Origin of the sequence: Cellulomonas sp. (assembly GCF_036279715.1) — a bacterium.
Taxonomy (GTDB): domain Bacteria; phylum Actinomycetota; class Actinomycetes; order Actinomycetales; family Cellulomonadaceae; genus Cellulomonas_A.
The window spans coordinates 1-23537 of record NZ_DASUIR010000071.1; the positions used below are offsets into that span (position 1 = coordinate 1).

Annotated in this window: 19 protein-coding genes and 1 pseudogene; 8 read left to right on the forward strand and 12 right to left on the reverse strand. The window is 71.9% G+C overall.

The window, feature by feature from the left end; genetic code table 11:
- The 4 genes and pseudogenes from VFW79_RS07415 to VFW79_RS07430 all read left to right on the forward strand — a co-directional run.
- Positions 1–1624, forward strand: a pseudogene (locus VFW79_RS07415) (phosphoketolase family protein); the annotation flags it as partial.
- A gap of 92 nt (positions 1625–1716) precedes the next feature.
- On the forward strand, positions 1717–3801 hold the full coding sequence (gene pta, locus VFW79_RS07420) for a phosphate acetyltransferase (protein WP_329676678.1): 2085 nt from the start codon (positions 1717–1719) through the stop codon (positions 3799–3801).
- A complete protein-coding gene (locus VFW79_RS07425) occupies positions 3798–4994 on the forward strand; it encodes an acetate kinase (protein ID WP_329676679.1) in 1197 nt (398 codons plus the stop codon). Before pta ends, VFW79_RS07425 begins: the two co-directional genes overlap by 4 nt.
- Positions 4995–5189: 195 nt before the next feature.
- Positions 5190–6839: a tetratricopeptide repeat-containing diguanylate cyclase gene (locus VFW79_RS07430; protein ID WP_329676680.1), complete on the forward strand. Its 1650-nt coding sequence runs from the start codon at positions 5190–5192 to the stop codon at positions 6837–6839.
- A 22-nt stretch (positions 6840–6861) separates the two neighbouring features.
- Here the strand turns inward: VFW79_RS07430 and VFW79_RS07435 are convergent, their stop codons facing one another.
- The 8 genes from VFW79_RS07435 to VFW79_RS07470 all read right to left on the reverse strand — a co-directional run bounded on the left by VFW79_RS07435 (position 6862) and on the right by VFW79_RS07470 (position 15686).
- Positions 6862–8493 (reverse strand): succinic semialdehyde dehydrogenase, encoded by a 1632-nt coding sequence (locus tag VFW79_RS07435; RefSeq protein WP_329676681.1) that lies wholly within the window; start codon positions 8491–8493, stop codon positions 6862–6864.
- A 26-nt stretch (positions 8494–8519) separates the two neighbouring features.
- A complete protein-coding gene (locus tag VFW79_RS07440) occupies positions 8520–10238 on the reverse strand; it encodes a phosphoenolpyruvate--protein phosphotransferase (protein WP_329676682.1) in 1719 nt (572 codons plus the stop codon).
- A complete protein-coding gene (locus tag VFW79_RS07445) occupies positions 10235–10555 on the reverse strand; it encodes an HPr family phosphocarrier protein (protein ID WP_329676683.1) in 321 nt (106 codons plus the stop codon). The genes VFW79_RS07440 and VFW79_RS07445 overlap by 4 nt, the downstream gene beginning before the upstream one ends.
- Before the next feature lie 100 nt (positions 10556–10655).
- On the reverse strand, positions 10656–12143 hold the full coding sequence (locus tag VFW79_RS07450; protein WP_329676684.1) for a PTS fructose transporter subunit IIBC: 1488 nt from the start codon (positions 12141–12143) through the stop codon (positions 10656–10658).
- Positions 12140–12595 carry a PTS sugar transporter subunit IIA gene (locus tag VFW79_RS07455; protein ID WP_329676685.1) on the reverse strand — a complete coding sequence of 152 codons (456 nt, stop codon included), beginning with the start codon at positions 12593–12595 and terminating at the stop codon, positions 12140–12142. Before VFW79_RS07455 ends, VFW79_RS07450 begins: the two co-directional genes overlap by 4 nt.
- 1 nt (position 12596) lies before the next feature.
- Positions 12597–13544 carry a 1-phosphofructokinase gene (gene pfkB / locus VFW79_RS07460; protein WP_329676686.1) on the reverse strand — a complete coding sequence of 316 codons (948 nt, stop codon included), beginning with the start codon at positions 13542–13544 and terminating at the stop codon, positions 12597–12599.
- Positions 13541–14302, reverse strand: coding sequence for a DeoR/GlpR family DNA-binding transcription regulator (locus tag VFW79_RS07465; protein ID WP_329676687.1), 762 nt, complete (start codon positions 14300–14302; stop codon positions 13541–13543). The genes pfkB and VFW79_RS07465 overlap by 4 nt, the downstream gene beginning before the upstream one ends.
- Before the next feature lie 247 nt (positions 14303–14549).
- Entirely contained in the window at positions 14550–15686 is a 1137-nt protein-coding gene (locus tag VFW79_RS07470; RefSeq protein WP_329676688.1) for a GuaB3 family IMP dehydrogenase-related protein, read from the reverse strand.
- 153 nt (positions 15687–15839) lie between these two features.
- On the opposite strand from VFW79_RS07470, the gene VFW79_RS07475 reads away from it, so the two are divergent.
- The gene (locus tag VFW79_RS07475) at positions 15840–16559 is read left to right on the forward strand and encodes an exonuclease domain-containing protein (RefSeq protein WP_329676689.1); all 720 of its coding nucleotides are present in this window, start codon (positions 15840–15842) and stop codon (positions 16557–16559) included.
- A 36-nt stretch (positions 16560–16595) separates the two neighbouring features.
- Here the strand turns inward: VFW79_RS07475 and guaB are convergent, their stop codons facing one another.
- The 3 genes from guaB to VFW79_RS07490 form a co-directional block, all read right to left on the reverse strand.
- Positions 16596–18125, reverse strand: a complete 1530-nt coding sequence (guaB, locus tag VFW79_RS07480; RefSeq protein WP_329676690.1) for an IMP dehydrogenase — start codon at positions 18123–18125, stop codon at positions 16596–16598.
- A gap of 30 nt (positions 18126–18155) precedes the next feature.
- On the reverse strand, positions 18156–18818 hold the full coding sequence (locus tag VFW79_RS07485; RefSeq protein ID WP_329676691.1) for a response regulator transcription factor: 663 nt from the start codon (positions 18816–18818) through the stop codon (positions 18156–18158).
- Between the two features lie 152 nt (positions 18819–18970).
- Positions 18971–20062 carry a MerR family transcriptional regulator gene (locus VFW79_RS07490; RefSeq protein ID WP_329676692.1) on the reverse strand — a complete coding sequence of 364 codons (1092 nt, stop codon included), beginning with the start codon at positions 20060–20062 and terminating at the stop codon, positions 18971–18973.
- 200 nt (positions 20063–20262) lie between these two features.
- Between VFW79_RS07490 and VFW79_RS07495 the strand changes: the two genes are divergently transcribed.
- Positions 20263–20553: a WhiB family transcriptional regulator gene (locus tag VFW79_RS07495; protein WP_329676693.1), complete on the forward strand. Its 291-nt coding sequence runs from the start codon at positions 20263–20265 to the stop codon at positions 20551–20553.
- Positions 20554–20647: 94 nt separating this feature from the next.
- On the opposite strand, the gene groES is transcribed toward VFW79_RS07495, so the two are convergent.
- Positions 20648–20944, reverse strand: coding sequence for a co-chaperone GroES (gene groES / locus VFW79_RS07500; protein ID WP_109130710.1), 297 nt, complete (start codon positions 20942–20944; stop codon positions 20648–20650).
- A gap of 244 nt (positions 20945–21188) precedes the next feature.
- On the opposite strand from groES, the gene VFW79_RS07505 reads away from it, so the two are divergent.
- Positions 21189–22379 (forward strand): class I SAM-dependent methyltransferase, encoded by a 1191-nt coding sequence (locus VFW79_RS07505; RefSeq protein WP_329676694.1) that lies wholly within the window; start codon positions 21189–21191, stop codon positions 22377–22379.
- Positions 22376–23521 (forward strand): glutamate--cysteine ligase, encoded by a 1146-nt coding sequence (locus VFW79_RS07510; RefSeq protein ID WP_329676695.1) that lies wholly within the window; start codon positions 22376–22378, stop codon positions 23519–23521. The genes VFW79_RS07505 and VFW79_RS07510 overlap by 4 nt, the downstream gene beginning before the upstream one ends.
- Positions 23522–23537 lie beyond the last annotated feature (16 nt).

Here is a 23537-nt window from a genome sequence, read left to right on the forward strand (position 1 = left end):
CGACGACTCCCGTCCGCAGTGGCCGATGATCATCTTCAAGACGCCCAAGGGCTGGACGTGCCCGCCGGTCATCGACGGCAAGCAGGTCGAGGCCTCCTGGCGCTCGCACCAGGTCCCGCTCGCGAGCGCACGCGACACCGCAGCCCACCTCGACGTGCTCGAGGGGTGGCTGCGTTCGTACCGCGCCGAGGAGCTGTTCGACGCGACCGGGCGCCTCGAGCCGGACATCGCCTCCCTCGCGCCCGTCGGCCACCTGCGCATGAGCGACAACCCGCACACCAACGGCGGTCTGCTCCTCAAGGACCTCCGGCTCCCGGACTTCCGCGACTTCGCGGTCGACGTCCCGGTGCCGGGCGGCTCGATCTCCGAGGCGACGCGCGTCCTGGGCGACTGGCTGACCGAGGTCATCAAGCTCAACCCGGACAACTTCCGGATCTTCGGCCCGGACGAGACGGCGTCGAACCGGCTGCAGTCGGTCTTCGGTGTCACGGACAAGGTCTGGGACGCCGAGTACCTCGCCCCGGAGGTCGACGAGCACCTCGCCCGCGCGGGTCGGGTCGTCGAGATGCTCTCGGAGCACCAGTGCCAGGGATGGCTCGAGGGATACCTGCTGACCGGGCGCCACGGCCTGTTCAACTGCTACGAGGCGTTCATCCACATCATCGACGCGATGTTCAACCAGCACGCCAAGTGGCTCAAGGTCACCAACGAGATCCCGTGGCGCCGGCCGGTCGCGAGCCTGAACTACCTGCTCTCGAGCCACGTCTGGCGCCAGGACCACAACGGGTTCAGCCACCAGGACCCGGGGTTCATCGACCACGTCGTCAACAAGAAGGCCGAGATCGTCCGCGTCTACCTGCCGCCGGACGCGAACACCCTCCTCGCGACGTACGACCACTGCCTGCGCAGCCGGCAGTACGTCAACGTCGTCGTCGCGGGCAAGCAGCCGGCGCCGAACTTCCTGACGATGGACCAGGCCGTGGCGCACTGCTCCCGCGGCCTCGGCATCTGGGAGTGGGCCGGGACCGAGGTCGTCGGCCACGACCCGGACGTCGTGCTCGGGTGCGCGGGCGACGTGCCGACGCTCGAGGTGCTCGCCGCGGCGGACATCCTGCGCCGCGAGCTGCCCCAGCTCAAGGTCCGCGTGGTCAACGTCGTGGACCTCATGCGTCTGCAGGATGAGCACGAGCACCCGCACGGCCTGTCCGACCGCGACTTCGACACGCTCTTCACGACCGACAAGCCGGTGATCTTCGCGTACCACGGCTACCCGTGGCTCATCCACCGCCTCACGTACCGTCGCAAGGGCCACTCGAACATCCACGTGCGCGGCTACAAGGAGGAGGGCACGACGACGACGCCGTTCGATATGGTCATGCTCAACGACCTCGACCGGTTCCACCTCGTGATGGACGTCATCGACCGCACCAAGGGCCTCGGGTCCAAGGCTGCGGGCCTGCGTCAACGCATGTCGGACGCACGCCTGGCCGCGCGCCAGTACACCCGGGACTTCGGCGAGGACCAGCCGGAGGTCCGCGACTGGGTGTGGCCCGACGCGGGCGACACCGCCGACGCCGAGCAGGTGGCCGCCGCGATCAGGAACACGGGCGGCGACAACGACTGACCCCTGCCGAGACCAGCACGAGACGCACCTGACCCACGGCACGACACGGACGACGACCTGCGCGGAGCATCGCGCACGAAGAGGGCAGCACTGTGGCACGCAGCATCTATCTCACCTCCCCGGAGGGGGAGACCAACAAGTCGACGGTCGCGCTCGGTCTCGTGGACCTGCTGACCCGCACCGTCCAGCGGGTCGGGGTCTTCCGGCCGATCGCACGGTCGAGCGACAGCCGCGACTACGTGCTCGAGCTCCTGCTCGAGCACGACGGCGTGGACCTGTCCTACGAGGACTGCCTCGGCGTCACCTACGAGCAGGTGCACGCGGACCCGGAGGCGGCACTCGCCGAGATCGTGCAGCGGTACCACGCGGTCGCCCGTCAGTGCGATGCGGTCGTCGTCGTCGGCACGGACTACACCGACGTCTCCGGGCCGACGGAGCTCGCGTACAACGCGCGCATCGCCGCCAACCTGGGTGCGCCCGTCCTGCTCGTCGTGAGCGGGAACGGGCGCAGCCCCGACGAGGTCCGTCAGGCGGCTGAGGTCTCGATCGCCGAGCTCGAGGCCAACTACGCCCACGTCGTCGCCGTGATCGCCAACCGGTGCGCAGAAGGCGCCGTCGAGGAGATCCGTGCGGCCCTGAGCGCCACGGTCCCCGCGTGGGCGATCCCCGAGGATCCGTACCTGTCCGCGCCGACGGTGCGCCAGCTCATGGAGGCCGTCGGCGGGAGCCTCGTCGTCGGGGACGAGCAGCTGCTGTCCCGCGAGGTCGTCGACGTGCTCGTCGGCGCCATGTCGATCGAGCACCTGCTCGACCGGCTGCACGACGGTGTCGTCGTCATCACGCCCGGCGACCGATCGGACATCCTGCTCGGGCTCCTTACGGCGCACACGGCCGAGGGCTTCCCGTCGCTCGCCGGCATCATCCTCAACGGCGGGTTCTTCCCGCCGCCGACCGTCGCGCGCCTGGTCGAGGGCATCGGGACGAGGCTGCCGATCATCCGCACCGACCTCGGGACGTTCCGCAGCGCGAGTGCGGCCGCACGCACGCGCGGGCGGCTCAGCGCCGACTCCCAGCGCAAGGTCGACACCGCCCTTGCGCTCTTCGAGAAGCACACCGACAGCGCGGCACTCGTCGCGGCCCTCGAGGTCCCGCACCCCGAGGTCGTCACGCCGCTCATGTTCGAGTGGACGCTGCTGGACCGCGCGCGGTCACACCGCAAGCACATCGTGCTGCCCGAGGGCAACGACGACCGGATCCTGCGGGCCGCCTCGACGCTGCTCCAGCGCGGCGTCGCAGAGCTCACGCTGCTCGGCGACGAGGGGGCGATCCGCACCCGCGCCACCGAGCTCGGGCTGCAGATCGCCGACGCCCACGTGGTTGACCCCAAGCAGGGCGACCTGTTCGAGCGGTTCGCCAGCGAGTACACGGCGCTGCGTGCGCACAAGGGCATGACGCTCGACCGCGCCCGCGAGATCGTCTCGTCGGTGTCCTACTTCGGCACGATGATGGTTCACGACGGACTCGCCGACGGCATGGTGTCAGGCGCTCTCCACACGACCGCGCACACCATCAGGCCGTCGTTCGAGATCATCAAGACCGTTCCGGGCGTCTCCATCGTCTCGAGCGTCTTCCTGATGTGCCTCGAGGACCGGGTGCTCGTCTACGGCGACTGCGCGGTGAACCCTGACCCGACGGCCGAGCAGCTCGCCGACATCGCCATCTCGTCGGCCGCGACAGCTGCGCAGTTCGGCGTCGAGCCGCGCATCGCGATGCTGTCGTACTCGACCGGTGAGTCCGGCACGGGCGCCGACGTCGACAAGGTCCGGCGCGCCACCGAGCTCGTCCGCGAGCGGCGCCCCGACCTGTCGGTCGAGGGCCCGATCCAGTACGACGCCGCCGTCGACGCGTCCGTCGCCCACACCAAGATGCCCGAGTCGACGGTCGCCGGACGCGCGACCGTCTTCGTGTTCCCCGACCTCAACACCGGCAACAACACGTACAAGGCCGTGCAGCGCTCCGCAGGGGCCATCGCGATCGGACCGGTGCTGCAGGGTCTGCGCAAGCCCGTCAACGACCTGTCGCGCGGCGCGCTCGTTCAGGACATCGTCAACACCGTCGCGATCACCGCCATCCAGGCGCAGGCCCTGGACGCGTCCACCACGGAAGGCCTTCAGTGAACTCCCTCGTCCTCGTCATCAACTCCGGCTCGTCGTCGATCAAGTACCAGCTGCTCGACGTCACGGCGAAGGAGGTCCTCGCCAACGGCATCGTCGAGCGCATCGGTCTCGACATGGGGCGTGTCAAGCACGCCGGCCCGGACGGGGACACCGTCCTCGAGCAGCCCGTGCCCGACCACGAGGCGGGCATGAAGCTCGTGCTCGGCCTCTTCGCCACGCACGGTCCGCAGATCGACGAGACGGCACTGGTCGCGGTCGGCCACCGGATCGTGCAGGGCGGCAGCGTCTTCCAGGGACCCGCCCTGATCGACGACGCGGTCCTGCAGCAGATCTCCGACCTGTCTCCGCTCGCCCCCTTGCACAACCCCGCGCACGTCGCGGGGATCGTGGCGGCCCGGCACGCGTTCCCGACGGTGCCCCACGTCGCGGTGTTCGACACGTCGTTCCACCAGACCCTCCCGCCGGCGGCCTACACGTACGCGATCGACCGCGAGCTGGCCGCGACGTACTCCATCCGCCGCTACGGCGCACATGGCACGTCGCACAAGTTCGTCTCGCGCGCGGCGGCCGAGTTCCTCGGCAAGGACCCCAGCGAGATCAACGTCATCGTGCTGCACCTCGGCAACGGGGCGTCGGCGACGGCGGTGCGCGGCGGCATCTCGGTCGAGACCTCGATGGGTCTGACCCCCCTCGAGGGTCTCGTCATGGGCACCCGCTCGGGCGACATCGACCCCGCCGTCCTGTTCCACCTCGCACGCCAGGGACACCTGTCGATCGACGACCTCGACGACCTCCTCAACCGCAGGTCGGGCATGCTCGGGCTCTCGGGCTACACGGACATGCGCGACGTGCACGACGCCGTGGCCGCGGGCGACGAGAACGCGCGCACCGCCCTCGAGGTCTACTTCCACCGGATCAAGGGCTACGTGGGCAACTACTACGCCCAGCTGGGCCACGTCGACGCGATCGTCTTCACGGCAGGCATCGGCGAGAACGACGACATCGTGCGGATCGGCTCGCTGACGGGACTCGAGCGCCTCGGCATCGCCGTCGACCCCGACCGCAACGCCGGGCGGATCAAGGTGCCGACGATCATCTCCCCCGACGGCAGCGAGGTCACGGTGCTGGTGTACCCGACGAACGAGGAGCTCGAGATCGCGCGCGAGTCGGTCGAGCTGGTGCGGAGCCGCTGACGCTCGATCGCGGCTGCTGAGGCCGGTGCGGAGCCGCTGACGGAGCTGCGGGGAGGCTGGGCCGGCGCGGACACGCCGACCCAGCGCGTCCACGCCTCGGACGATCTGCCCTAATCGCTCACATCGCGCCCAAATGTGTCGATCATGGGGCGTGACCCACAGCCAGCTGCGGTGTCCGCCCGGTGCGGAGTGAGCGTGCATCCCGAGCGCGCCGTCTCGGAGCCGCGCGCCGAGCATCACGATCTCGTGGAGCACGTGCGTGTGCTGAGCGACAACGACCCGGCACAGTGCGTCGTCCAGGGGCGGCTCGGGCTGGGCATCGTCCGGGACGCCCGTGACGAGGTCGCGGAGATGCACCTGTGCGCTCACCTCGGGTTCGCGTACTACCTGCTGGCGGAGGATGCGCCCGCGCTCGAGGTGACCCAGCGGGCGCTCGACCTGGCCCGGGCGCAGCACGACCGGTCCTGGGAGGCCAAGGCGCTCGCCACCTTGGGAAGCGTGCACAGCGGGTTCGGGGACAACACGTCGGCGATCGACTTCCTCGAGCAGGCGCTTGCGATCCGGCGCGAGCTCGACGACACCTTCGGCACAGCGGTCGCGCTCAACAACCTGGCCGACACCTACGTCGAGATGCGGCAGTTCTTCGACCGCGCCCGCGAGCTGCTGACGGAGTCGCACGCGCTGTTCTCGTCGATCCCCGACTCAGCCGAGGCGACGAAGGGCGCGTCGGTCTCGCTCGGGACGCTCGCCGAGCTCGCCATGGCCGAGTCGGAGCGCGTGGGCCTCGCCGCGCACGACGCGGCGTCCGCGTCCGCGGAAGCCCTGATGCGCGCTCGCGAGAGCCTCGCGGTCGCCGAGACGCTCGACGACAACCTGCGCATCCTGGCGATCGCGCGGCTCGTGGAGGCGCGCGCCCTCGTCGCGTGCGGACGCCACGACGAGGCGGAGCAGGCGATCGGTCGGATCCGAGCCATGGGCGGGGTCACCGGCACGCCCTACTTCCAGATCATGGACAGCATGCTGACGGGCCGCATCCACCGGACGCGTGGGTTCCACGCTGCGGCCGCCCAGGCGGTCGAGGCCGGCCTCGCGTTGACCGACGACACGCCTCGCCTGACCGAGCGCGTCCAGCTGCTCAGCGACCTGGTCACGGTCCACGAGGAGCGCGGGGCGTTCGCCGACGCCCTCGGGGCGCATCGGCGACTGTTCGAGGCGACACTCCGGGCACGCGACGAGGTCGCCGAGCGCCGCGGTCGAGTCCTCAACGGCCATCTCGACCTGGAGCGCGCCCAGCTCGCCGCCGAGCGGGCGCAGCTGCGGTCCGAGCAGCTCGAGTCGGTCAACCGCACCCTGGCCTACGACGCGCTGCACGACGGGCTGACGGGCCTGGCGAACCGCCGCGACTTCGACTCCACGCTGACTGCCATCACGTCGCGGGCTCATGCCCCACTGACGCTGCTCCTGACGGACCTCGACAAGTTCAAGGGCGTCAACGACGAGTTCTCCCACCTCGTCGGCGACGAGGTCCTGCGGCGCGTCGCCCAGATCATCGGCGCGTGCGTCCGTGGCACCGACCTCGTCGCGCGGATCGGCGGGGAGGAGATCGCGGTCCTGCTCGCGTCCGACCTCGACCCGACGTTCGTCGCCGAGGTGTGCGAGCGGATCCGACGTTCGATCGCGGACTACGCGTGGGACGACGTCGCGCCCGGCCTGCGTGTGACGATCAGCATCGGCGCGGCGTCGTGGCGCCCCGGGGAGAGCCCCGTGCACCTGCACGGCCGCGCCGACGCGCTGCTCTACGAGGCCAAGCGGCTGGGCCGCAACCGCATCGTCCGGGACGCCTGAGCCGTCGTCGCCGACCGTCGGGTCATGGCAGGCGCAGCGCCCGCATCGCGCGCAGCGCGTGGGTGAAGACCACGGGCCACCGCTCGGTGCCGAGGTCGAACAGGCGCTGGAGCCCCATCGGCGGGCCGCCGAAGACCCCGTGCGCGCCGCGCTGGATCGCGACCGACTGCAGGTCCGTCGTCGCCCACAGCCCTTCGCGACCGTGCCGGTGCCCGAGCCCCGAGTGCCCGCGTCCACCCTGCGGTGCGCCGGTCGAGCCCCAGACCGCGACGTAGCCCTCGTTGACGTTGACCGTGCCCGCGTGGACCCGGGCAGCGATGGCGGCACCCCGGCGCGCGCTGCGCGTCCACACGCTCGCGTTGAGCCCGTACGGGCTGTCGTTCATGGCGGCGACCGCCTCGTCGTCCGACGCGACGCGGTAAACCGACACGACCGGGCCGAACGTCTCCTCGTGGAACACGCGCGCATCCGGCGTCACCCCGTCGAGGATCGTCGGCTCGTAGAACAACGGACCGAGGTCGATGCGGTGCACCCCGCCCGCGACGACGACCGCGCCGTGCGTGAGGGCGTCCTCGACGTGCTCGACGACCGTCGCGAGCTGGGCCGCCGACGTGAGCGAGCCGACGTCCGACCGGTAGTCGAGGTCCGTAGCGAGGCGAAGGTCGCGCGTGCGCCGCGCGAACGCGTCGAGGAACGCGTCCGCGACGTGCTCGTGGACGTAGAGGCGCTCGATCGAGATGCACAGCTGGCCCGTGCTCCCGAAGCACGCCCGGACGGCGCCCGCCGCCGCGACCTCGACGTCGACGTCCTCGGCGACGTACATCGGGTTCTTGCCGCCGAGCTCGAGGGTCACGGGGATCAGTCGCTCGCCGGCCCGGGCGGCCACGATGCGCCCGGTCGCGGTCGACCCGGTGAAGACCACGTGGTCGACGTGGTCGACCACGGCCGTGCCGAGCGCGACCCCGTCGCCCACGACGACCTGGAGCACGCCCTCGGGCAGACCCGCCGCCTCGAGCTGCTCGACGGCCCACAGCGCCGTCAGAGCGGTCTGCGGGTCCGGCCGGAGCACGACGGCGTTGCCGGCGACCAGGGCCGGCAGCGCGTCGCCGAGGGTCAGAGTGAGGGGGTAGTTCCAGGGCGCGATGATGCCCACGACGCCGACCGGGTGGCGCAGCACGCGCACGCTCGTGAGCCCGGGGACGAGCCCCCGGACGTGACGGTCGGCGAGGTACGCCTTGGCGTGCAGCGCGTAGTGCCGGGCCACGAGGGCGACGTCCGCGACCTCCTCGAACGCGCTCGCGCGCGACTTGCCGCTCTCGAGCTGGATGAGGTCCAGGACGTCGCTCTGGTGCTCGAGGAGCAGGTCGTGGAGGCGCAGGAGCACGGCGCAGCGTTCGCGCAGCGGGACCGTCGCCCAGGTGCGCTGGGCACGGCGGGCGGCGGCCGTCGCGCGTTCCACGTCGGCCGGGGTCGAGAGCGGGACCGCCGCGATGGGACCGCCCGTGAACGGCGCGTAGGTCGTGAACGTCGCCGCCCCGGGTGAGGTGACGATGCGGGCGACCAGCGAGCCGATGTCCTCGGGCTCGAGCACGTAGGTCGCGCGCGGGTCCGTCTCCGGGTCGATCAGGTGCGCATGCTCGGGTTCGTACGCCATGCGACGAGGTTACGTCGCGGAACGGCTCAGAGTCTCAGGAGGTCACGAACTTGCGGATCGAGAAGGTCCGCGGCTGCGCGACGTGCCTCGACAGCCGAGCCCGACGCGAGCGCGGCGTCCGCCATCTGGCGGCACACGGCCAGCGTGTGCCGACGAAGTGCGTGCCGGACGGCAGGAACCGCAGCACCCGCCATCGACAGGCTGGTGACGCCCAGACCGGTCAGGACGAGGGCCATCAGAGGGTCCGACGCGGACTCTCCGCAGATGCCGACCGGCTTGCCGACCTCGACGCCCGCACGGGCCGTCGCAGCGACGAGGTCGAGGACGGCGGGCTGCCACGGGTCGAGCAGGTCGGCGAGCTCGCCACGCAACCGGTCCGTCGCCATCGTGTACTGGGCAAGGTCATTCGTGCCGAGCGAGACGAAGTCGACCTCGGCGAGGATCTCCCGAGCCCGTAGCGCTGCCGCTGGAACCTCCACCATGACCCCGACGGTCGCGATGCCGTGGGTGCGCGCCGCCGTCGCGAACGCCCGGGCCTCACCCGGTGTGGCGATCATCGGCGCCATGACCCACGGGGCCACGCCGGTGTCCCGCTGCGCACGGGCGAGGGCGGCGAGCTGGGTGTCGAGGAGCTCGGGGTGCGTGCGCACGAGCCGGTAGCCGCGCACGCCCAGCGCCGGGTTCTCCTCGTCGGGCTGTGTCGCGAAGCCCAGGGGCTTGTCGGCACCGGCGTCGAGCGTCCGCACGACGACCTTGCGGCCCCCGAGGGCACGCAGCGCCTGAGCGTAGACCTGCGCCTGCTCCGACTCGGTCGGTGCGGCCGCCCGGTCGAGGAACAGCACCTCGGTGCGGAACAGCCCGACGCCCTCGACCGCACCGGTCGCGATGCGCTCGGCGTCGGCGGCCGTCCCGATGTTCGCGAGCAGCGCGACCGCGTGCCCGTCGGCGGTCCCACCGGCCGCGACGTCCTCAGCGAGGGCACGCTCGGCCGTCGCGCGCCGAGCGATCTCAGCGCGCAGCGCCTCGTCAGGCCAGGTCGTCACCGTGCCGGCGGACGCGTCGACGGCGACCTCGACTCCCTCCGGCAGGTCCGTCACGCCTGTGACCCGCACGAGGCACGGCAGGCCGAGCTGGCCCGCGATGATGGCGGTGTGCCCGGTCGGCCCGCCGAGCTCGGTGACGATCGCGAGGACGTGATCGAGGTCGAGCGCCGCGGTGTCCGCCGGCGCGAGGTCCCGGGCGACGACGACGGACGGCACCAGCAGCTCTGGCACACCCGGATCGGGCAGGCTCAGTGCACGGGCGACCACTCGGTCACGCACGCTGCGCAGGTCCGTCACGCGCTCGGCGAGGTAACCGCCGGCCTGCTCGAACATCGCAGCGAAGGTCGCCACCACGGCGTCGATCGCCGCGACCGGCGGCTCACCCGCCTCGACACGGGTGAGCACCTGACCGCGCCACGCGCGATCGGCCGCCATCTGGGCGGTTGCGGCGAGCACGTCGCGGATCGTGCCGGTCGCGCGGTCCGACTGCGACTGCAGGTCGGCAGCGACGCCCGTGAAGGCTGCCTCGAGCGTCGCCCGGGTCGTCGCCGCATCCGCCGGCACACCGTCGACCAGCACGCGGGCGTCCGGCGCCACGACCGGCGCCTGCCGCGCGTGGGCGACGGGCCCGACGACGCCGCCGCGCCCGACCCCGACACCGTGCAGGACCTGGCTGCTCGTGCCAGCCGTCGGCGCGGTCATGACACGACCGACGGCTGCCCGCCACCTGCCTGCGGGGCACCAGCACTGTCCGGCGCGTCGAGGTCGGTCGCGAGCAGCGCCACCAGCTCGGCAAGGACATCGTCGGCCCCCGGCCCGTCGGCGGTCAGCGTGACCTCCTCGCCGTTCGGCACGCCGAGCGACATGACGAACAGGATGCTGGCCGCGTCGACGGGCTCACCGCCGGGACGGGCGATCGTGACGGCGAGCCCGCTTGCTGCGGCAGCCTGAGTGAAGAGCATCGCGGGGCGGGCGTGCAGCCCGACCCGGGACGCGACGATGACGGTGCGCTCGACCATGAGAGAGGTCCTTCCGGTGCGCGTGGGGCGTTGATGTGCAGAGAGATACAGGATGCGCCCACGGTGCCCGACGGCGCATGGCCGCCGGGCACCGTGCGGGTCAGACGGCGGAGCCCACCACGACGGGGACGACGGCGGCGTTCGCGGTCCGGCTGCGACCCACGCCCTTGACGATGATCACCGCGGCCGCCGTGACGACCGTGCCGATCAGGACGGCCGCAAGGAATGCGAGCGGCTGCCCGATCAGCGGCGTGACCCACACACCGCCGTGCGGTGCACGCAGCGTCGACCCGAAGGCCATCACGAGCCCGCCGGTGATGCCCGAGCCGAGCATCAGAGACGGGATGACCCGCAGCGGGTCGGCGGCCGCGAACGGGATCGCACCCTCGGTGATGAACGACGCCCCGAGCAGCCAGGCCGCCTTGCCGTTCTCCCGCTCCTCCTCGGTGAACAGCGCACCACGGACGGCGGTTGCCAGCGCAAGGCCGAGCGGCGGCGTCATCCCAGCAGCCATGACTGCCGCCATGATCTTGAACTGCGTCGCATCGGTCGTCGGGTTGGCAAGCACCGCCTGGAGACCGGTCGTGGCGAACACGTAGGCCACCTTGTTGAGCGGGCCGCCCATGTCGAACGCCATCATCAGCCCCAGGATCACGCCGAGGATGATGATGTTGGCGCCGCTCATCCCGTTGAGCCAGCTGCTCAGCGCCTTCATCAGAGCGGCGATCGGACGACCGAGGACGACGTACATCATCAGGGCCGTCCCGATCACGGCAAGAAGCGGTGTGACGACCACCGGCATGATGCCGCGCACGCCCTTCGGGACCTTCCAGCGGGAGATCCAGAGCGCGAGGAACCCGGCGATGAAGCCGGAGGCCAGACCACCGAGGAACCCGGCGCCGACAGTCGCCGAGATGAGACCACCGACGAACCCGGGTGTGATTCCGGGTCGGTCGGCGATCGCGTAGGCGATGTAGCCGGACAACGCAGGCACCAGGAAGAAGAACGCCGCCTTGCCGGCCCAGAACAGCAGGGCGCCCCAGGCCATCTTCGAGGTCACGTTGAAGTCACCGTTGAACAGGCTCGTCTCGGCGAACTCGTAGACCTTGTAGCCGCCGAGCATGAAGCCGAGGCCGATCAGGATTCCACCAGCCGCGACGAACGGGATCATGTGCGAGACACCGGTCATCAGGTACTGGCGAATCCGGGTACCGACGCCGATCTTGCGTGCCGCCTGCGCCGGCACGGGGGCAGGAGCGGCTCCCGCCACCCGCTGGGGCGCAGCCTCGACCGCGGCGACAGCCATGGCGATCACCCCGACGGGGTCGTGGACGGCCTTCTTGACGCCGACATCGATCGCGGGCTTTCCGGCGAACCGCCCCTTGTCCTTGACCTCGAGGTCGGCGGCGTAGATGACACCGTCGGCGTCCGCGATGATCTGCGGGTCCAGCGGCGTCGAGCCGGCGGCGCCTTGGGTCTCGACGAAGACCTCGTGGCCGGCTGCCTTGCCGGCCTGCTCGAGGGCCTCGGCGGCCATGTAGGTGTGTGCGATCCCCGTGGGGCACGAGGAGACAGCGACGAACTTCATGAGGGGACGACCTCTCGGGTGATGATGTCGGCGACAGTGCCGGCGTCGGTGGCTTGGTGCAGGGATGTCCGGAACGACTCGTGGACGAGACGCCGTGCGAGCGCGGCGAGGATCTGGAGGTGGTCGCTGTCCCCTGCGGCGGGGGCCGCGATGAGGAACACGAGCGTGGCCGGTCCGTCGGGGGCACCGAAGTCGACCCCCGCGGGAACCTTGGCGACGGCCAGGCTCGGCACTGTCACGAAGGCGGAGCGCGCGTGCGGCAGGCCGATGCCGCCGGGCATGCCCGTCGCCATCTGGGCCTCACGTGCGCGCACGTCGGCGTGGAATCCGTCAGCGTCCGTCACCCGGCCGGCAGCGACCATCAGATCGATGAGCCGACGAGTCACCTCGTCGCGGTCTGAGGCGACGACGTCGACGGCGACGAGGTCGGCGGTGATGAGCGGGGTGGTCATGTCACAGCTCCTTCAGGGTGAGACGCGGATCGGGCGTGTCGATGACTCGGACGGTCCCGGCATCGATGTCTGCGGGTGAAGGCACGGCGCTGCCGGGCAGCTGGACGGCCGCGCGGCCCCAGGCGACGGCGGTGCACAGGCGCTCGGCAGGCGATCCGGTGGCACCGAGGTAGCCCGCGAGGGTGGTGTCCCCCGCACCCACCGTCGACACGGCTGCGAGCGGAGAGCCGCCGGCCCACCAGGTCCCGGCGACGGTCACGAGCAGCGCACCGTGCGCGCCAAGGCTCACGAGCACGTCGCCGTTGCCGGCCGCGATGACCTCGCGCGCCGCCTCGACGACGTCGCCGACGGTCGTGAGCTCGCTGCCGATGAGCTCGGCGAGCTCGTCGTCGTTGGGCTTGACGACGCGCAGGCCCCCGGCGCGGACGGCACGCGCGAGCGGCAGACCCGAGGTGTCGAGCGCGAGGGGCACGCCGTACCGGTCGGCGAGCTCGGCAACCCGGACGAAGAACGCGTCGCCGGTGCCGGGCGGCAGGCTGCCTGCGGCGACGAGCCAACGCGGCCCGCCCGCGAGCTGCTCCTCGACGGCCGCCAGCAGCGCATCGATCTCCTCGAGACCCAGGGGCGTCCCGGGAGCATTGATCTTGGTCGTCACACCCGCGTGCTCGACGACGGTGATGTTCGTCCGGGTCGGGCCGACCACGGGGACGGGCACGGTCCGGACGCCCTGCTCCGTCAGCAGGGCGACGAGCTGCTCGCCCGGCGCGCCGCCGACCGGCAGGACCGCAAGCGAGGCGATGCCCTGCGCGACGAGCGCACGCGAGACGTTGATGCCCTTGCCACCGGGGTGGACGTGCACGGCAGCGGCCCGGTTCACCTCGCCCACGACGAGGCGATCGACGTCGAGCGCACGGTCGAGGCTCGGGTTGGGAGTGAGCGTGACGATCATGCGCGCACCACCCTCGGCCCGGCCGCCTCGATCTCCTCGACGAGCTCAGGTGCCACGCCGGTGTCGGTGATCACCGTGTCGACGTCCGAGAGCGGCGCGACGTACGCGAAGTCGACACGGCCGATCTTCGTGTGGTCGGCGAGGACGACGACGCGCCGGGCTGCGGTGACGAGCGCCCGCTTGACCTCGGCCTCGGCGAGGTCCGGCGTCGTGAGTCCGTGCTCGACCGTCAGGCCGTTCGTGCCGAGAAAGGCGACGTCTGCCTGGATGTCCGCGAGGTCGCGCAGCGCCCAGGAGCCGACTGCGGCGAGCGTCCGCCCGCGCACCGTGCCGCCGACGAGGTGCAGCGTGACGCCCGGCCGGGTCGCGAGGACGGTCGCGACCGGCAGCGCATGGGTGACGACGATCAGCTCGCGGTCGGTCGGCAGCATCTCGGCGAGCCGGACCGTCGTGGTGCCGGCGTCGATGATGATCGAGCCACCGTCTGGCAGCTCGTCGAGCGCGGCCTTCGCGATGAGCTCCTTCTCGACCGAGAGCAGGCCCTCGCGATCGGCGAGGCCGGGCTCGAAGCCGAGGCGCTCGACAGGGATGGCACCACCGTGCACGCGGCGCACGAGGCCGTGGCGCTCGAGCACCGAGAGGTCGCGCCGGACGGTCTCCGGGGTGACGTCGAGCTCCCGAGCCAGGGCGCTGACATCGACCCTGCCGTCGGCACGGGCGCGTACCAGGATCTGCTGGTGCCGCTCGGTTGCGAACACATCAACTCCGTTGTCTGTGTCTTCGGCGTTCCCACCGTCGCCGTATGACGGAAATCGTGACGCACATCACGACCAATGTCAACCTATTCGGGCACGTTCGGGTACAACCAGATCTTCGAACGGGCATCCGTGCAGATGAGCGCACTCCCTGGACAGACGGATGCCCCGCCTCCCAGCGGTCGTGACGGCTGGGAGGCGGGGCGTTGGTGTGCCCGTGACGATGGCCGGGGCGCGCCCGGCGGACGCGTCAGACGGGGCGGTTCACCGGCTGGTACGGCGAGACGACGACCTCGACGCGCTGGAACTCCTTGAGGTCCGAGTATCCGGTCGTGGCCATGGCCCGCCGCAGCGCCCCGATGAGGTTGAGCGTGCCGTCGGCCGTCCGCCCCGGGCCGAACAGGATCTCCGAGAGCGTGCCGGCCGTCCCCACGCGCACACGCTCGCCGCGGGGCAGCTTCGGGTGGTGCGCCTCGGGGCCCCAGTGCCAGCCCCGACCCGGCGCCTCGGCGGCCCGCGCGAGCGCCGCACCGAGCATCACGGCGTCGGCGCCGCAGGCGATCGCCCGCACGAGGTCGCCCGAACGGCCGACTCCGCCGTCGGCGATCACGTGCACGTACCGGCCGCCGGACTCGTCGAGGTAGTCCCTGCGCGCGGCCGCGACGTCCGCGACAGCGGTCGCCATCGGCGCATGGATGCCGAGCGACGTCCGCGTGGTGTGCGCGGCTCCGCCGCCGAACCCGACGAGCACACCGGCCGCACCGGTCCGCATGAGGTGGAGCGCCGCCGTGTAGGTGGCGGCGCCGCCGACGACGACGGGCACGTCGAGCTCGTAGATGAACCGCTTGAGGTTGAGCGGCTCCGCGCGTCCCGACACGTGCTCGGCCGAGACCGTCGTACCCCGGATGACGAACAGGTCCACGCCGGCGTCCACGACGACCTTCGAGAGCTCCTGGGTGCGCTGGGGCGAGAGCGCGCCGGCGACGGTGACGCCCGCGGCGCGGATCTCGCGCAGCCGTAGCGTGATGAGCTCCGGGTTGATCGGCGCCGCGTAGATCTCCTGCATGCGGGCCGTCGCGGCGTCGACGTCGAGCTCGGCGATCTCGGCGAGCAGGGGCTCGGGCGACTCGTAGCGCGTCCACAGACCCTCGAGGTCGAGGACGCCGACACCCCCCGCGTGGCCGAGCGCGATCGCGGTGGCCGGGCTCATGACCGAGTCCATCGGGGCGGCCATCACCGGGACCTCGAAGTGGTAGGCGTCGATCTGCCAGCCGACCGAGACCTCCTCCGGGTCACGCGTGCGCCGCGAGGGCACCACGGCGATGTCGTCGAAGGAGTACGCGCGGCGACCGCGCTTTCCGCGCCCGATCTCGATCTCGTTGCTCACGGGTCCAGGCTACCGGCGCCCGAGACCACGGACCGCGCTCGACCGCGTGCGGTCCCGGTCGGCGCGGCTCAGCGGGGGTGTCGGCGCCCGGTGGCATCCTGGGCTCGGTCGGGCCGCGAGGCACCGCACGCGGACGACGACGACGGGACGCGCATGAGCTGGATCGAGGGGCCGCTGCTCGGCTTCGACACCGAGACCACGGGCGTCGACGTCGAGGTCGACCGGATCGTCACAGCCGCCCTCGTCCGCCGCGACGCGGCGGGCACGCACGTCCGCACGTGGCTCATCGACCCGGGTGTCGAGATCCCGGCGGCCGCGAGCGCGATCCACGGCATCACGACCGCCCACGCGCGCGCGCACGGCACCCCGCCCGCGGTGGCGCTCGAGGAGATCGCGACCCAGGTCGCGGCCGCGTTCGTCGACGGCATCCCGGTCGTGGCCTTCAACGCGTGCTACGACCTGTCCATCCTCGACGCCGAGCTGACCCGGCACGGCCTCGCCACGGTCCCGGACCGCCTCGGCCGGCCCGCCGCTCCGGTCCTCGACCCGCTCGTCCTCGACCGGCACGCGGACCGTTACCGCAGGGGCAAGCGCAAGCTCGTCGACCTGTGCGGCGTCTACGAGGTCGGCACGGGCTCGCTCCACTCGGCCGACGTCGACGTCGTCGCGACGCTCGACGTGCTCGCACGCCTGGTCGAGCGGTTCCCGGACCTCGCCGAGCTGGACCTCCCAGCGCTGCACGCCCGTCAGGTCGCTGCCCATCGCGCGTGGGCCGAGGATTTCAACGCGTGGCGCGCCGGTCAGGGGATGGCGGGACCCGGTGCCGAGGCCGACTGGCCGACGCGCACGCCGGTTGCCGCCGTCCCGTCCTGACGCCGCGCCCGCTGCGGGAGCGGCCCGCCGACGTGCCTAGCGGGACGAGTAGTTGGGCGAGTCGGAGATCATCTGCACGTCGTGCGGGTGGGACTCCTTGAGCCCTGCGGGCGTGATCCGCACGAACTTGCCGCGCTCCTGCAGCGCCGGGACGGTCCGTGCCCCGACGTAGAACATCGACTGGTGCAGGCCGCCGACGAGCTGGTGCGCGACGGCCGCGAGGGGACCGCGGTACGCGACCTGACCCTCGATGCCCTCCGTGATGATCTCGTCGTCGGACAGGTCGCCCTGGAAGTAGCGGTCCTTCGAGTACGAGCGGCGGTCCCCGCGTGACTGCATGGCCCCGAGCGACGCCATGCCGCGGTAGCGCTTGTACTGCTTGCCGTTGACGAAGACGAGGTCACCGGGCGACTCCTCGCACCCGGCGAGCAGCCCGCCGAGCATCACGGAGTCCGCTCCCGCCACGAGGGCCTTGGCGATGTCCCCCGAGTACTGGAGACCCCCGTCGCCGATGACCGGCACGCCGGCCGGCTTGCACGCGAGCGAGGCCGCGTAGATCGCGGAGATCTGCGGGACGCCGACGCCCGCGACGACGCGCGTCGTGCAGATCGAGCCGGGGCCGACGCCGACCTTGACCGCGTCCACCCCCGCGTCGACGAGGGCCTGCGCGCCGTCGGTCGTTGCGATGTTGCCGCCGATGATCTGCACGCCGCGGGTCGCCGGGTCGGACTTCAGGCGGCGGACCATGTCGAGCATCAGGCGCGCGTGGCCGTTCGCGGTGTCGACGACCAGCACGTCCACGCCGGCGTCGACGAGGGCCAGGGCACGGTCCCACGCGTCACCGAAGAACCCGACAGCAGCACCGACCACGAGACGACCCTCGCCGTCCTTCGTGGCGAGCGGGTACTGCTCGGACTTCACGAAGTCCTTGACCGTGATGAGCCCGCGGAGCATGCCGTCGCGGTCGACGAGCGGCAGCTTCTCGACCTTGTGCTTGGCCAGGAGCGCCGCGGCGTCCTCGCGAGCGATCCCCACCGGGGCCGTGATGAGCGGCATGGCCGTCATCACCTCGCGGACGCGGAGCACCGGGTAGTCGCTCGCCGCGACGAACCGCAGGTCGCGGTTCGTGATGATGCCGAGGAGGCGGCCGCCCTCCTCGACGACCGGGAGCCCCGACACCCGGTACTTGCCGCACAGCTCGTCGAGCTCGGCGAGCGTCGCCTCGGGACCGACGGTGACGGGGTCGGTGATCATGCCCGACTCGGACCGCTTGACGAGATCGACCTGGTGGGCCTGGTCGTCGATCGACAGGTTGCGGTGCAGGATCCCGACCCCGCCCTGGCGGGCCATGGCGATCGCCATGCGTGACTCGGTGACCGTGTCCATCGCCGCGGAGACGAGCGGGATCGCGACGGTGATCTCCCGCGTCAGCCGCGTGGTCGTGTCGACCTCGCTCGGGATGACGTCCGTCTCGCCCGGGAGCAGCAGCACGTCGTCGTACGTCAGGCCGACGTAGCCGAAGGGGTCCGAAGCCGGAGCGGGTGAGTCAGGGTGTCCGAGGGCCATGCGCCGATGATACGTCGGCGCCCAGGACGGTCAGCGGATGAGTCCGCGGCGCAGCGCGATCGCGACGGCCTGCGCACGGTCGGCCGCACCGAGCTTGCGGAAGAGCCGACGCGCATGGGTCTTGACGGTGTCCTCGGACAGGAACAGGTCCATGCCGATCTGGGAGTTCGAGCGCCCGTTGCTCATGCCGACGAGCACCTCGACCTCGCGCTTCGTCAGGGCGAGCTCCTCGCGGGCCGGCTGCTGGGCGGGCACCTCGACGAGCGGTCGCCCGACGACCGGTCCCGGGTCGAGGTGCGACAACTGGCGCTCGGGGTCGGCGACCACGGGGCTCGCGAGGACGTGCGCCGCGACGGCCGCCAGCTCGGCACGTCCGACGTCGGGCGCCAGGTAGCCGCGCGCGCCGAGCGCGACGGCCCGGTCGAGGGCGATCTCGTCCCCCGGCACGGCCAGCATGACGATCGACGCGGTGCTCGTGACCCCCCGCAGCCGGCGGATCGCCTCGACCGGCCCCTGACCCGGCAGGTGCGCGTCGAGCAGGACGATCGTGGGCGGGTTGCGGCGGGCGAGCGACATGAGCTCGTCGAGCGACGCGGCAGCACGGACCGGCGCGAGCGAGGGCACACCGACAGCCGTCAGGACCAAGCGCTCGCGCACCACGGTCGAGCCGTGACAGATCACGACTCCGGCCATCGAACCCTCCTCTTGGCTTCGGGTGCCCGTAGCCGTCATCTGTCTATCGACGCGCCGAGCCGCAACGTTAGTCCGCCGAACGGGTGATAGGCAGGGGATCTCCCCGCACGCGACGGGGCGGCGACGGTCTCGCGGCGGGGTACCGGCACCGGTCAGGTGCTGACCGCGAGGACCTCGTGCAGCAGGCCCGTGAACGAGCGCGCCCGGTGGACCAACCGGCCGAGCGGCAGGTCGGCCGCAGCCCCGTCGGGCAGGACGACGAACTGCGGCACGTCCGGCTGGGCCGTGGCGAGCGCACCGATCACCGCGAGGTCGGCGTCGGGACGCTCGGTGACGAGCACGATCGCGGCGGGCCTCGTCATGGCGGCGATCTCCACCGTGCGGTGCGGCTCGACCGGCCCGGCCACGACACGGGCGTCGACGCCACGGACCGCGAGCGCGGCGGCGAGCACATGGAGCGAGAGAGGTCTCGGCTCCTCGGGCGCCGCGAGGAGCAGCACGACCCGTCGGCCGGCGACGTGCGTGCGGGCGAGCGGTGTGCTGCGGCTCCGCAGCGCCGCGAGGACGGCCGCCACGACGATCGTGTCGGCCTCCTCCCCGGACCGGGCCAGGACCGTCCGCGCGGCCAGCCCCGCCCGCACGGGCTCGACCAGCTCGAGCCACCACGTCTCGACGGGCACATCCGCCGGGGGTGCCAGCAGGGCTCGGCACGTGGCCTCGTCGCCGCGCAGCGCGGCGTCGATCACGAGCGTCGGGGTGACCTCCTGCGTGCGCCCACGCGCCAGCGCTCCCGATGCGCGCACCGCTCCCGCGCCGGCGCCGGTCGCACCGCCGTGGTGCGGACCGCCATGAGGTTGCGCGTGCACGTACCGGTCGTCATGCGCGTCGCTCTCGCGTGCCAGCCGGGCCGCCTCGGACGGAGCGACCCCGTCGATGGTCAACCCGCGCATCACCAGCAGCCTGTCCACGTCGTCAGCCGTGTAGCGGCGGTGCGAGCCCGCGGCGTGCGCCGACGGGCCGAGCCCGTACCGGCGGTCCCACGTCCGCAGGGTCGCAGGCGCCACGCCGAGCCGGCGCGCGACGGCCGCGACGGTCAGCGCGGGGACCTGTCGGGGGGTGCGGCTCTGGGCCCGCATCGGCGCGAACTCGGTCACGGTCGCCGCAGGGCCTTCCGGGACGAGCCCGAGAACCGGCTCCGACGCGGCGGGCGGCGCTGCCGCGTCGTCGCCGTCGCGGGGAGCCATGGCTCGATTCTGCACAACTTGTGGCGCGATCGCCAACGGCCGTCCGCTCCGTGGTCGATTCGATCCGATTGAAGCGGTTGTGACCGGAGACTTGAACAACTTCTGACGCGCTTGTAGGGTCATCTCCACAGGCACGCACGACCGACGTTCCGCAAGTCGCCGATCCCCTCGCGGGCCCGGCGCCAAGTCAAGGAGGACCGATGGCTGAGATCTCGCGACTGCCCGGACCGGTGATGGACCTGTGGGAGTGGCAGTTCGAGGGCGCGTGCCGCGAGGCCGACCCCACGCTGTTCTTCCACCCGGAGGGCGAACGAGGATCCGCACGCCGACGCCGCGCCGAGGCCGCCAAGGCCATCTGCGCGACCTGCCCGGTGCTCAAGCAGTGCCGCGACCAGTCCCTCACCGTCCGCGAGCCCTATGGCGTCTGGGGCGGCCTCTCCGAGGACGAGCGCGCCGCGATCCTCGCGAAGCCCGTGCGTCGGGCGGTCTGAGCCGCGCAGGTCTCGGCGCCACAGGACCACACAGCTCGCAGCACGACGGAGCCCCTCCCGGCCAGGCCGGGAGGGGCTCCGTCGTGCGTACGAGCTACTTGACGACGATCGCCAGGATGTCGCGCGCGGAGAGGATGAGGTACTCCTCGCCGTCGTACTTGACCTCGGTGCCGCCGTACTTGCTGTAGATGACCTTGTCACCGACGGCGACGTCCAGCGGGACGCGATTGCCGTTGTCGTCGACGCGGCCGGGCCCGACAGCCAGGACCTCGCCCTCCTGGGGCTTCTCCTTGGCGCTGTCCGGGATCACGATCCCGGAAGCGGTCGTCTTCTCCGCCTCGAGCGCCTTGACGACGATCCGGTCCTCGAGCGGCTTGATGGAGACCGACACAGCGGACCTCCCCTTCACGTGTGAGTGCTTCAGTGATGTCTGGTGCCGTTCCGTGCAGGCCGACCGCCGTCGCGGGGGTCGGTGGGCCTCTCGGTTCGGGGCACCCCCCGGGGGAGAGCGCCATCGACCACTCTATGAACCGGTTAGCACTCGGTCAAGGCGAGTGCCAGCGCGATGGCGTCCGACGGCCGCGCACACCGCGGCCGAGGCGCCCCCCAGCCCGCAGCGTGGAAGGATCGCCCGCATGGACGCCACCGGCCTCGCCAAGCTCATGAGCCCGACGGGCTGGGCGCTGCTGAACGCGTTGCCGCCCTACGACGAGCGGGCGACCCTCGCGCTGTCCGAGCGCCTGCACCGCGACGGCATCGACCCGGACCTTGTCGCCGCCGCGCTCACCCAGTCCCGGCTGCGCGCCAAGGCCCACGTCAAGTTCGGCGACTTCGCCGACGGCATGCTCTTCACGCCGGCCGGGCTCGAGCAGTCGACCAGGCTCCTCGTCGCCGCGCACCACGCCCGGCGCTACACCGACGCGGGCGTCACCAAGCTCGCCGACCTGACGTGCGGCATCGGTGCCGACTCGATGGCGTTCGCGAGCATGGGCCTCGCCGTGCTCGCGGTCGACACGGACGAGGTCACCGCCGCCGTCGCGACCGTCAACCTGCGCCACTTCCCCGAGGTCGAGGTCCGGCACGGCGACGGGCTCACGATCGACCTCGCGGCCGACGGCGTGGACGGTGTCTACGCGGACCCGGCCCGGCGCACGAGCGGCGGCTCGCGCGTGTTCGACCCGGCCGCGTACTCGCCGCCGCTCGACTCCCTCCTCGCCCTGCGCGCGAACGTCCCCGCCCTCGGGCTCAAGCTCGGTCCCGGCCTGCCCCACTCGGCGCTCCCCGACGACGCCGAGGCGCAGTGGGTGTCCGTCGAGGGCGACGTCGTCGAGGTCGGCCTGTGGTTCGGCCCGCTCGCCCCCGACGGTCCCGGGCGCAGCGCCCTCGTGCTGCGCGCGGGCGGCACCCATGTCGTCCGGGTCGGCCCGCAGGGCCCGTCCGTGCCCGACGTCGGCCCGGTGGGGGCCTACCTGTACGAGCCGGACGGAGCCGTGATCCGGTCCGGGCTCGTGGGCGAGGTCGCCGCGCAGGTGCAGGGCCGGCTCGTCGACCGCACGATCGCCTACGTGACGTCGGACGTCCTGCACCCGACCCACCTCGCGACCGCGTACCGCGTCCTCGACACCCTGCCGTTCGGGCTCAAGCGCCTGCGCACCTACCTGCGCGGGCGCGACGTCGGGCGCCTGACCATCAAGAAGCGCGGCACCGCGGTCCTGCCGGAGCAGCTGCGGTCCCAGCTCGACCTGCACGGGGACGCCGAGGCGACGATCGTCCTCACGCGTGTCGCCGGCTCGCAGCAGGTCCTCCTCGTGGAGCCGGTCTCATGAGGACTCTCGCCCTGCCGTTCGCGACGTCGGAGCGGTCGTCGGTCGGGCTGGAGTGGGAGCTCGCGCTCGTCGACTCCGACTCAGGCGACCTGCGTCAGGTCGCACAGACAGTGCTCGACGCGGTCCGTCCCCCGGGTGGCGGCGAGCATCCGTCGATCCGCCCGGAGCTGCTGCTCAACACCGTCGAGGTCGTCTCGGGCGTGTGCCGCACGGTCGGGGAGGCAGGTGCCGACCTGCAGCGCGCGATCGAGGAGGTCCGCGTCGTCACCGACCCGCTGCGCGTCGAGCTCATGTGCGCGGGCACCCACCCGTTCGCCCGCTGGACGCAGCAGAAGGTCACCGACAAGCAGCGGTACGCGACGCTCATCGACCGCACGCAGTGGTGGGGCCGGCAGATGCTCATCTACGGCGTCCATGTCCATGTCGGCATCGAGGACCGCACCAAGGTGCTGCCCATCTCGAACGCCCTGCTCACGTGCTTCGCGCACCTGCAGTCGCTGTCGGCGTCGAGCCCGTTCTGGGGCGGCCAGGACACCGGGTACGCGTCCAACCGCGCGCTCATGTTCCAGCAGCTGCCCACGGCCGGGCTGCCGTTCCAGTTCGACCGCTGGGAACAGCTCGAGGGCTACGTCGCCGACATGATGCACACCGGCGTGATCGACCAGTTCGACGAGGTCCGGTGGGACGTGCGGCCCTCGCCGCGGTTCGGCACCATCGAGACGCGCATCTGCGACGGCTCGTCGAACCTGCTCGAGGTCACCGCGCTCGGCGCGCTCACGCACTGCCTCGTCGAGCACTTCTCGACGATGCTCGACCGCGGCGAGACCCTGCCGAGGATGCAGCCGTGGTACGTCCAGGAGAACAAGTGGCGCTCGGCGCGCTACGGCATGGACGCGATCATCATCACGAACTCGGCGGGCGACGAGGAGCACGTGACCGACGCCGTCGAGCGGCTCCTCGTCGAGCTCGCACCGGTCGCGGAGCGCCTCGGCTGCTCGACCGAGCTCGACAACGTGCGCGTGATCCTGCGCCGCGGCGCGTCGTACCAGCGTCAGCGGGCGGTGGCCCGTCGCAACGCCGGTGCTCTCGACGCTGTCGTCGCGGCGCTCGTCGCCGAGATGCGCGCGGGCCGCCCGCTGTAGCCCACCGCCGCGGCCA

What these genes read in the sequence shown, in the direction of transcription:
- VFW79_RS07490 (WP_329676692.1), bottom strand. Translation starts at nt 20,062, where the DNA reads ATGGCTCCCCGCGACGGCGACGACGCGGCAGCGCCGCCCGCCGCGTCG.
- VFW79_RS07450 (WP_329676684.1), bottom strand. Translation starts at nt 12,143, where the DNA reads ATGAAGTTCGTCGCTGTCTCCTCGTGCCCCACGGGGATCGCACACACC.
- guaB (WP_329676690.1), bottom strand. Translation starts at nt 18,125, where the DNA reads ATGGCCCTCGGACACCCTGACTCACCCGCTCCGGCTTCGGACCCCTTC.
- VFW79_RS07435 (WP_329676681.1), bottom strand. Translation starts at nt 8,493, where the DNA reads ATGGCGTACGAACCCGAGCATGCGCACCTGATCGACCCGGAGACGGAC.
- VFW79_RS07475 (WP_329676689.1), top strand. Translation starts at nt 15,840, where the DNA reads ATGAGCTGGATCGAGGGGCCGCTGCTCGGCTTCGACACCGAGACCACG.
- VFW79_RS07510 (WP_329676695.1), top strand. Translation starts at nt 22,376, where the DNA reads ATGAGGACTCTCGCCCTGCCGTTCGCGACGTCGGAGCGGTCGTCGGTC.
- VFW79_RS07495 (WP_329676693.1), top strand. Translation starts at nt 20,263, where the DNA reads ATGGCTGAGATCTCGCGACTGCCCGGACCGGTGATGGACCTGTGGGAG.
- VFW79_RS07485 (WP_329676691.1), bottom strand. Translation starts at nt 18,818, where the DNA reads ATGGCCGGAGTCGTGATCTGTCACGGCTCGACCGTGGTGCGCGAGCGC.
- VFW79_RS07505 (WP_329676694.1), top strand. Translation starts at nt 21,189, where the DNA reads ATGGACGCCACCGGCCTCGCCAAGCTCATGAGCCCGACGGGCTGGGCG.
- VFW79_RS07445 (WP_329676683.1), bottom strand. Translation starts at nt 10,555, where the DNA reads ATGGTCGAGCGCACCGTCATCGTCGCGTCCCGGGTCGGGCTGCACGCC.
- VFW79_RS07455 (WP_329676685.1), bottom strand. Translation starts at nt 12,595, where the DNA reads ATGACCACCCCGCTCATCACCGCCGACCTCGTCGCCGTCGACGTCGTC.
- pfkB (WP_329676686.1), bottom strand. Translation starts at nt 13,544, where the DNA reads ATGATCGTCACGCTCACTCCCAACCCGAGCCTCGACCGTGCGCTCGAC.
- VFW79_RS07440 (WP_329676682.1), bottom strand. Translation starts at nt 10,238, where the DNA reads ATGACCGCGCCGACGGCTGGCACGAGCAGCCAGGTCCTGCACGGTGTC.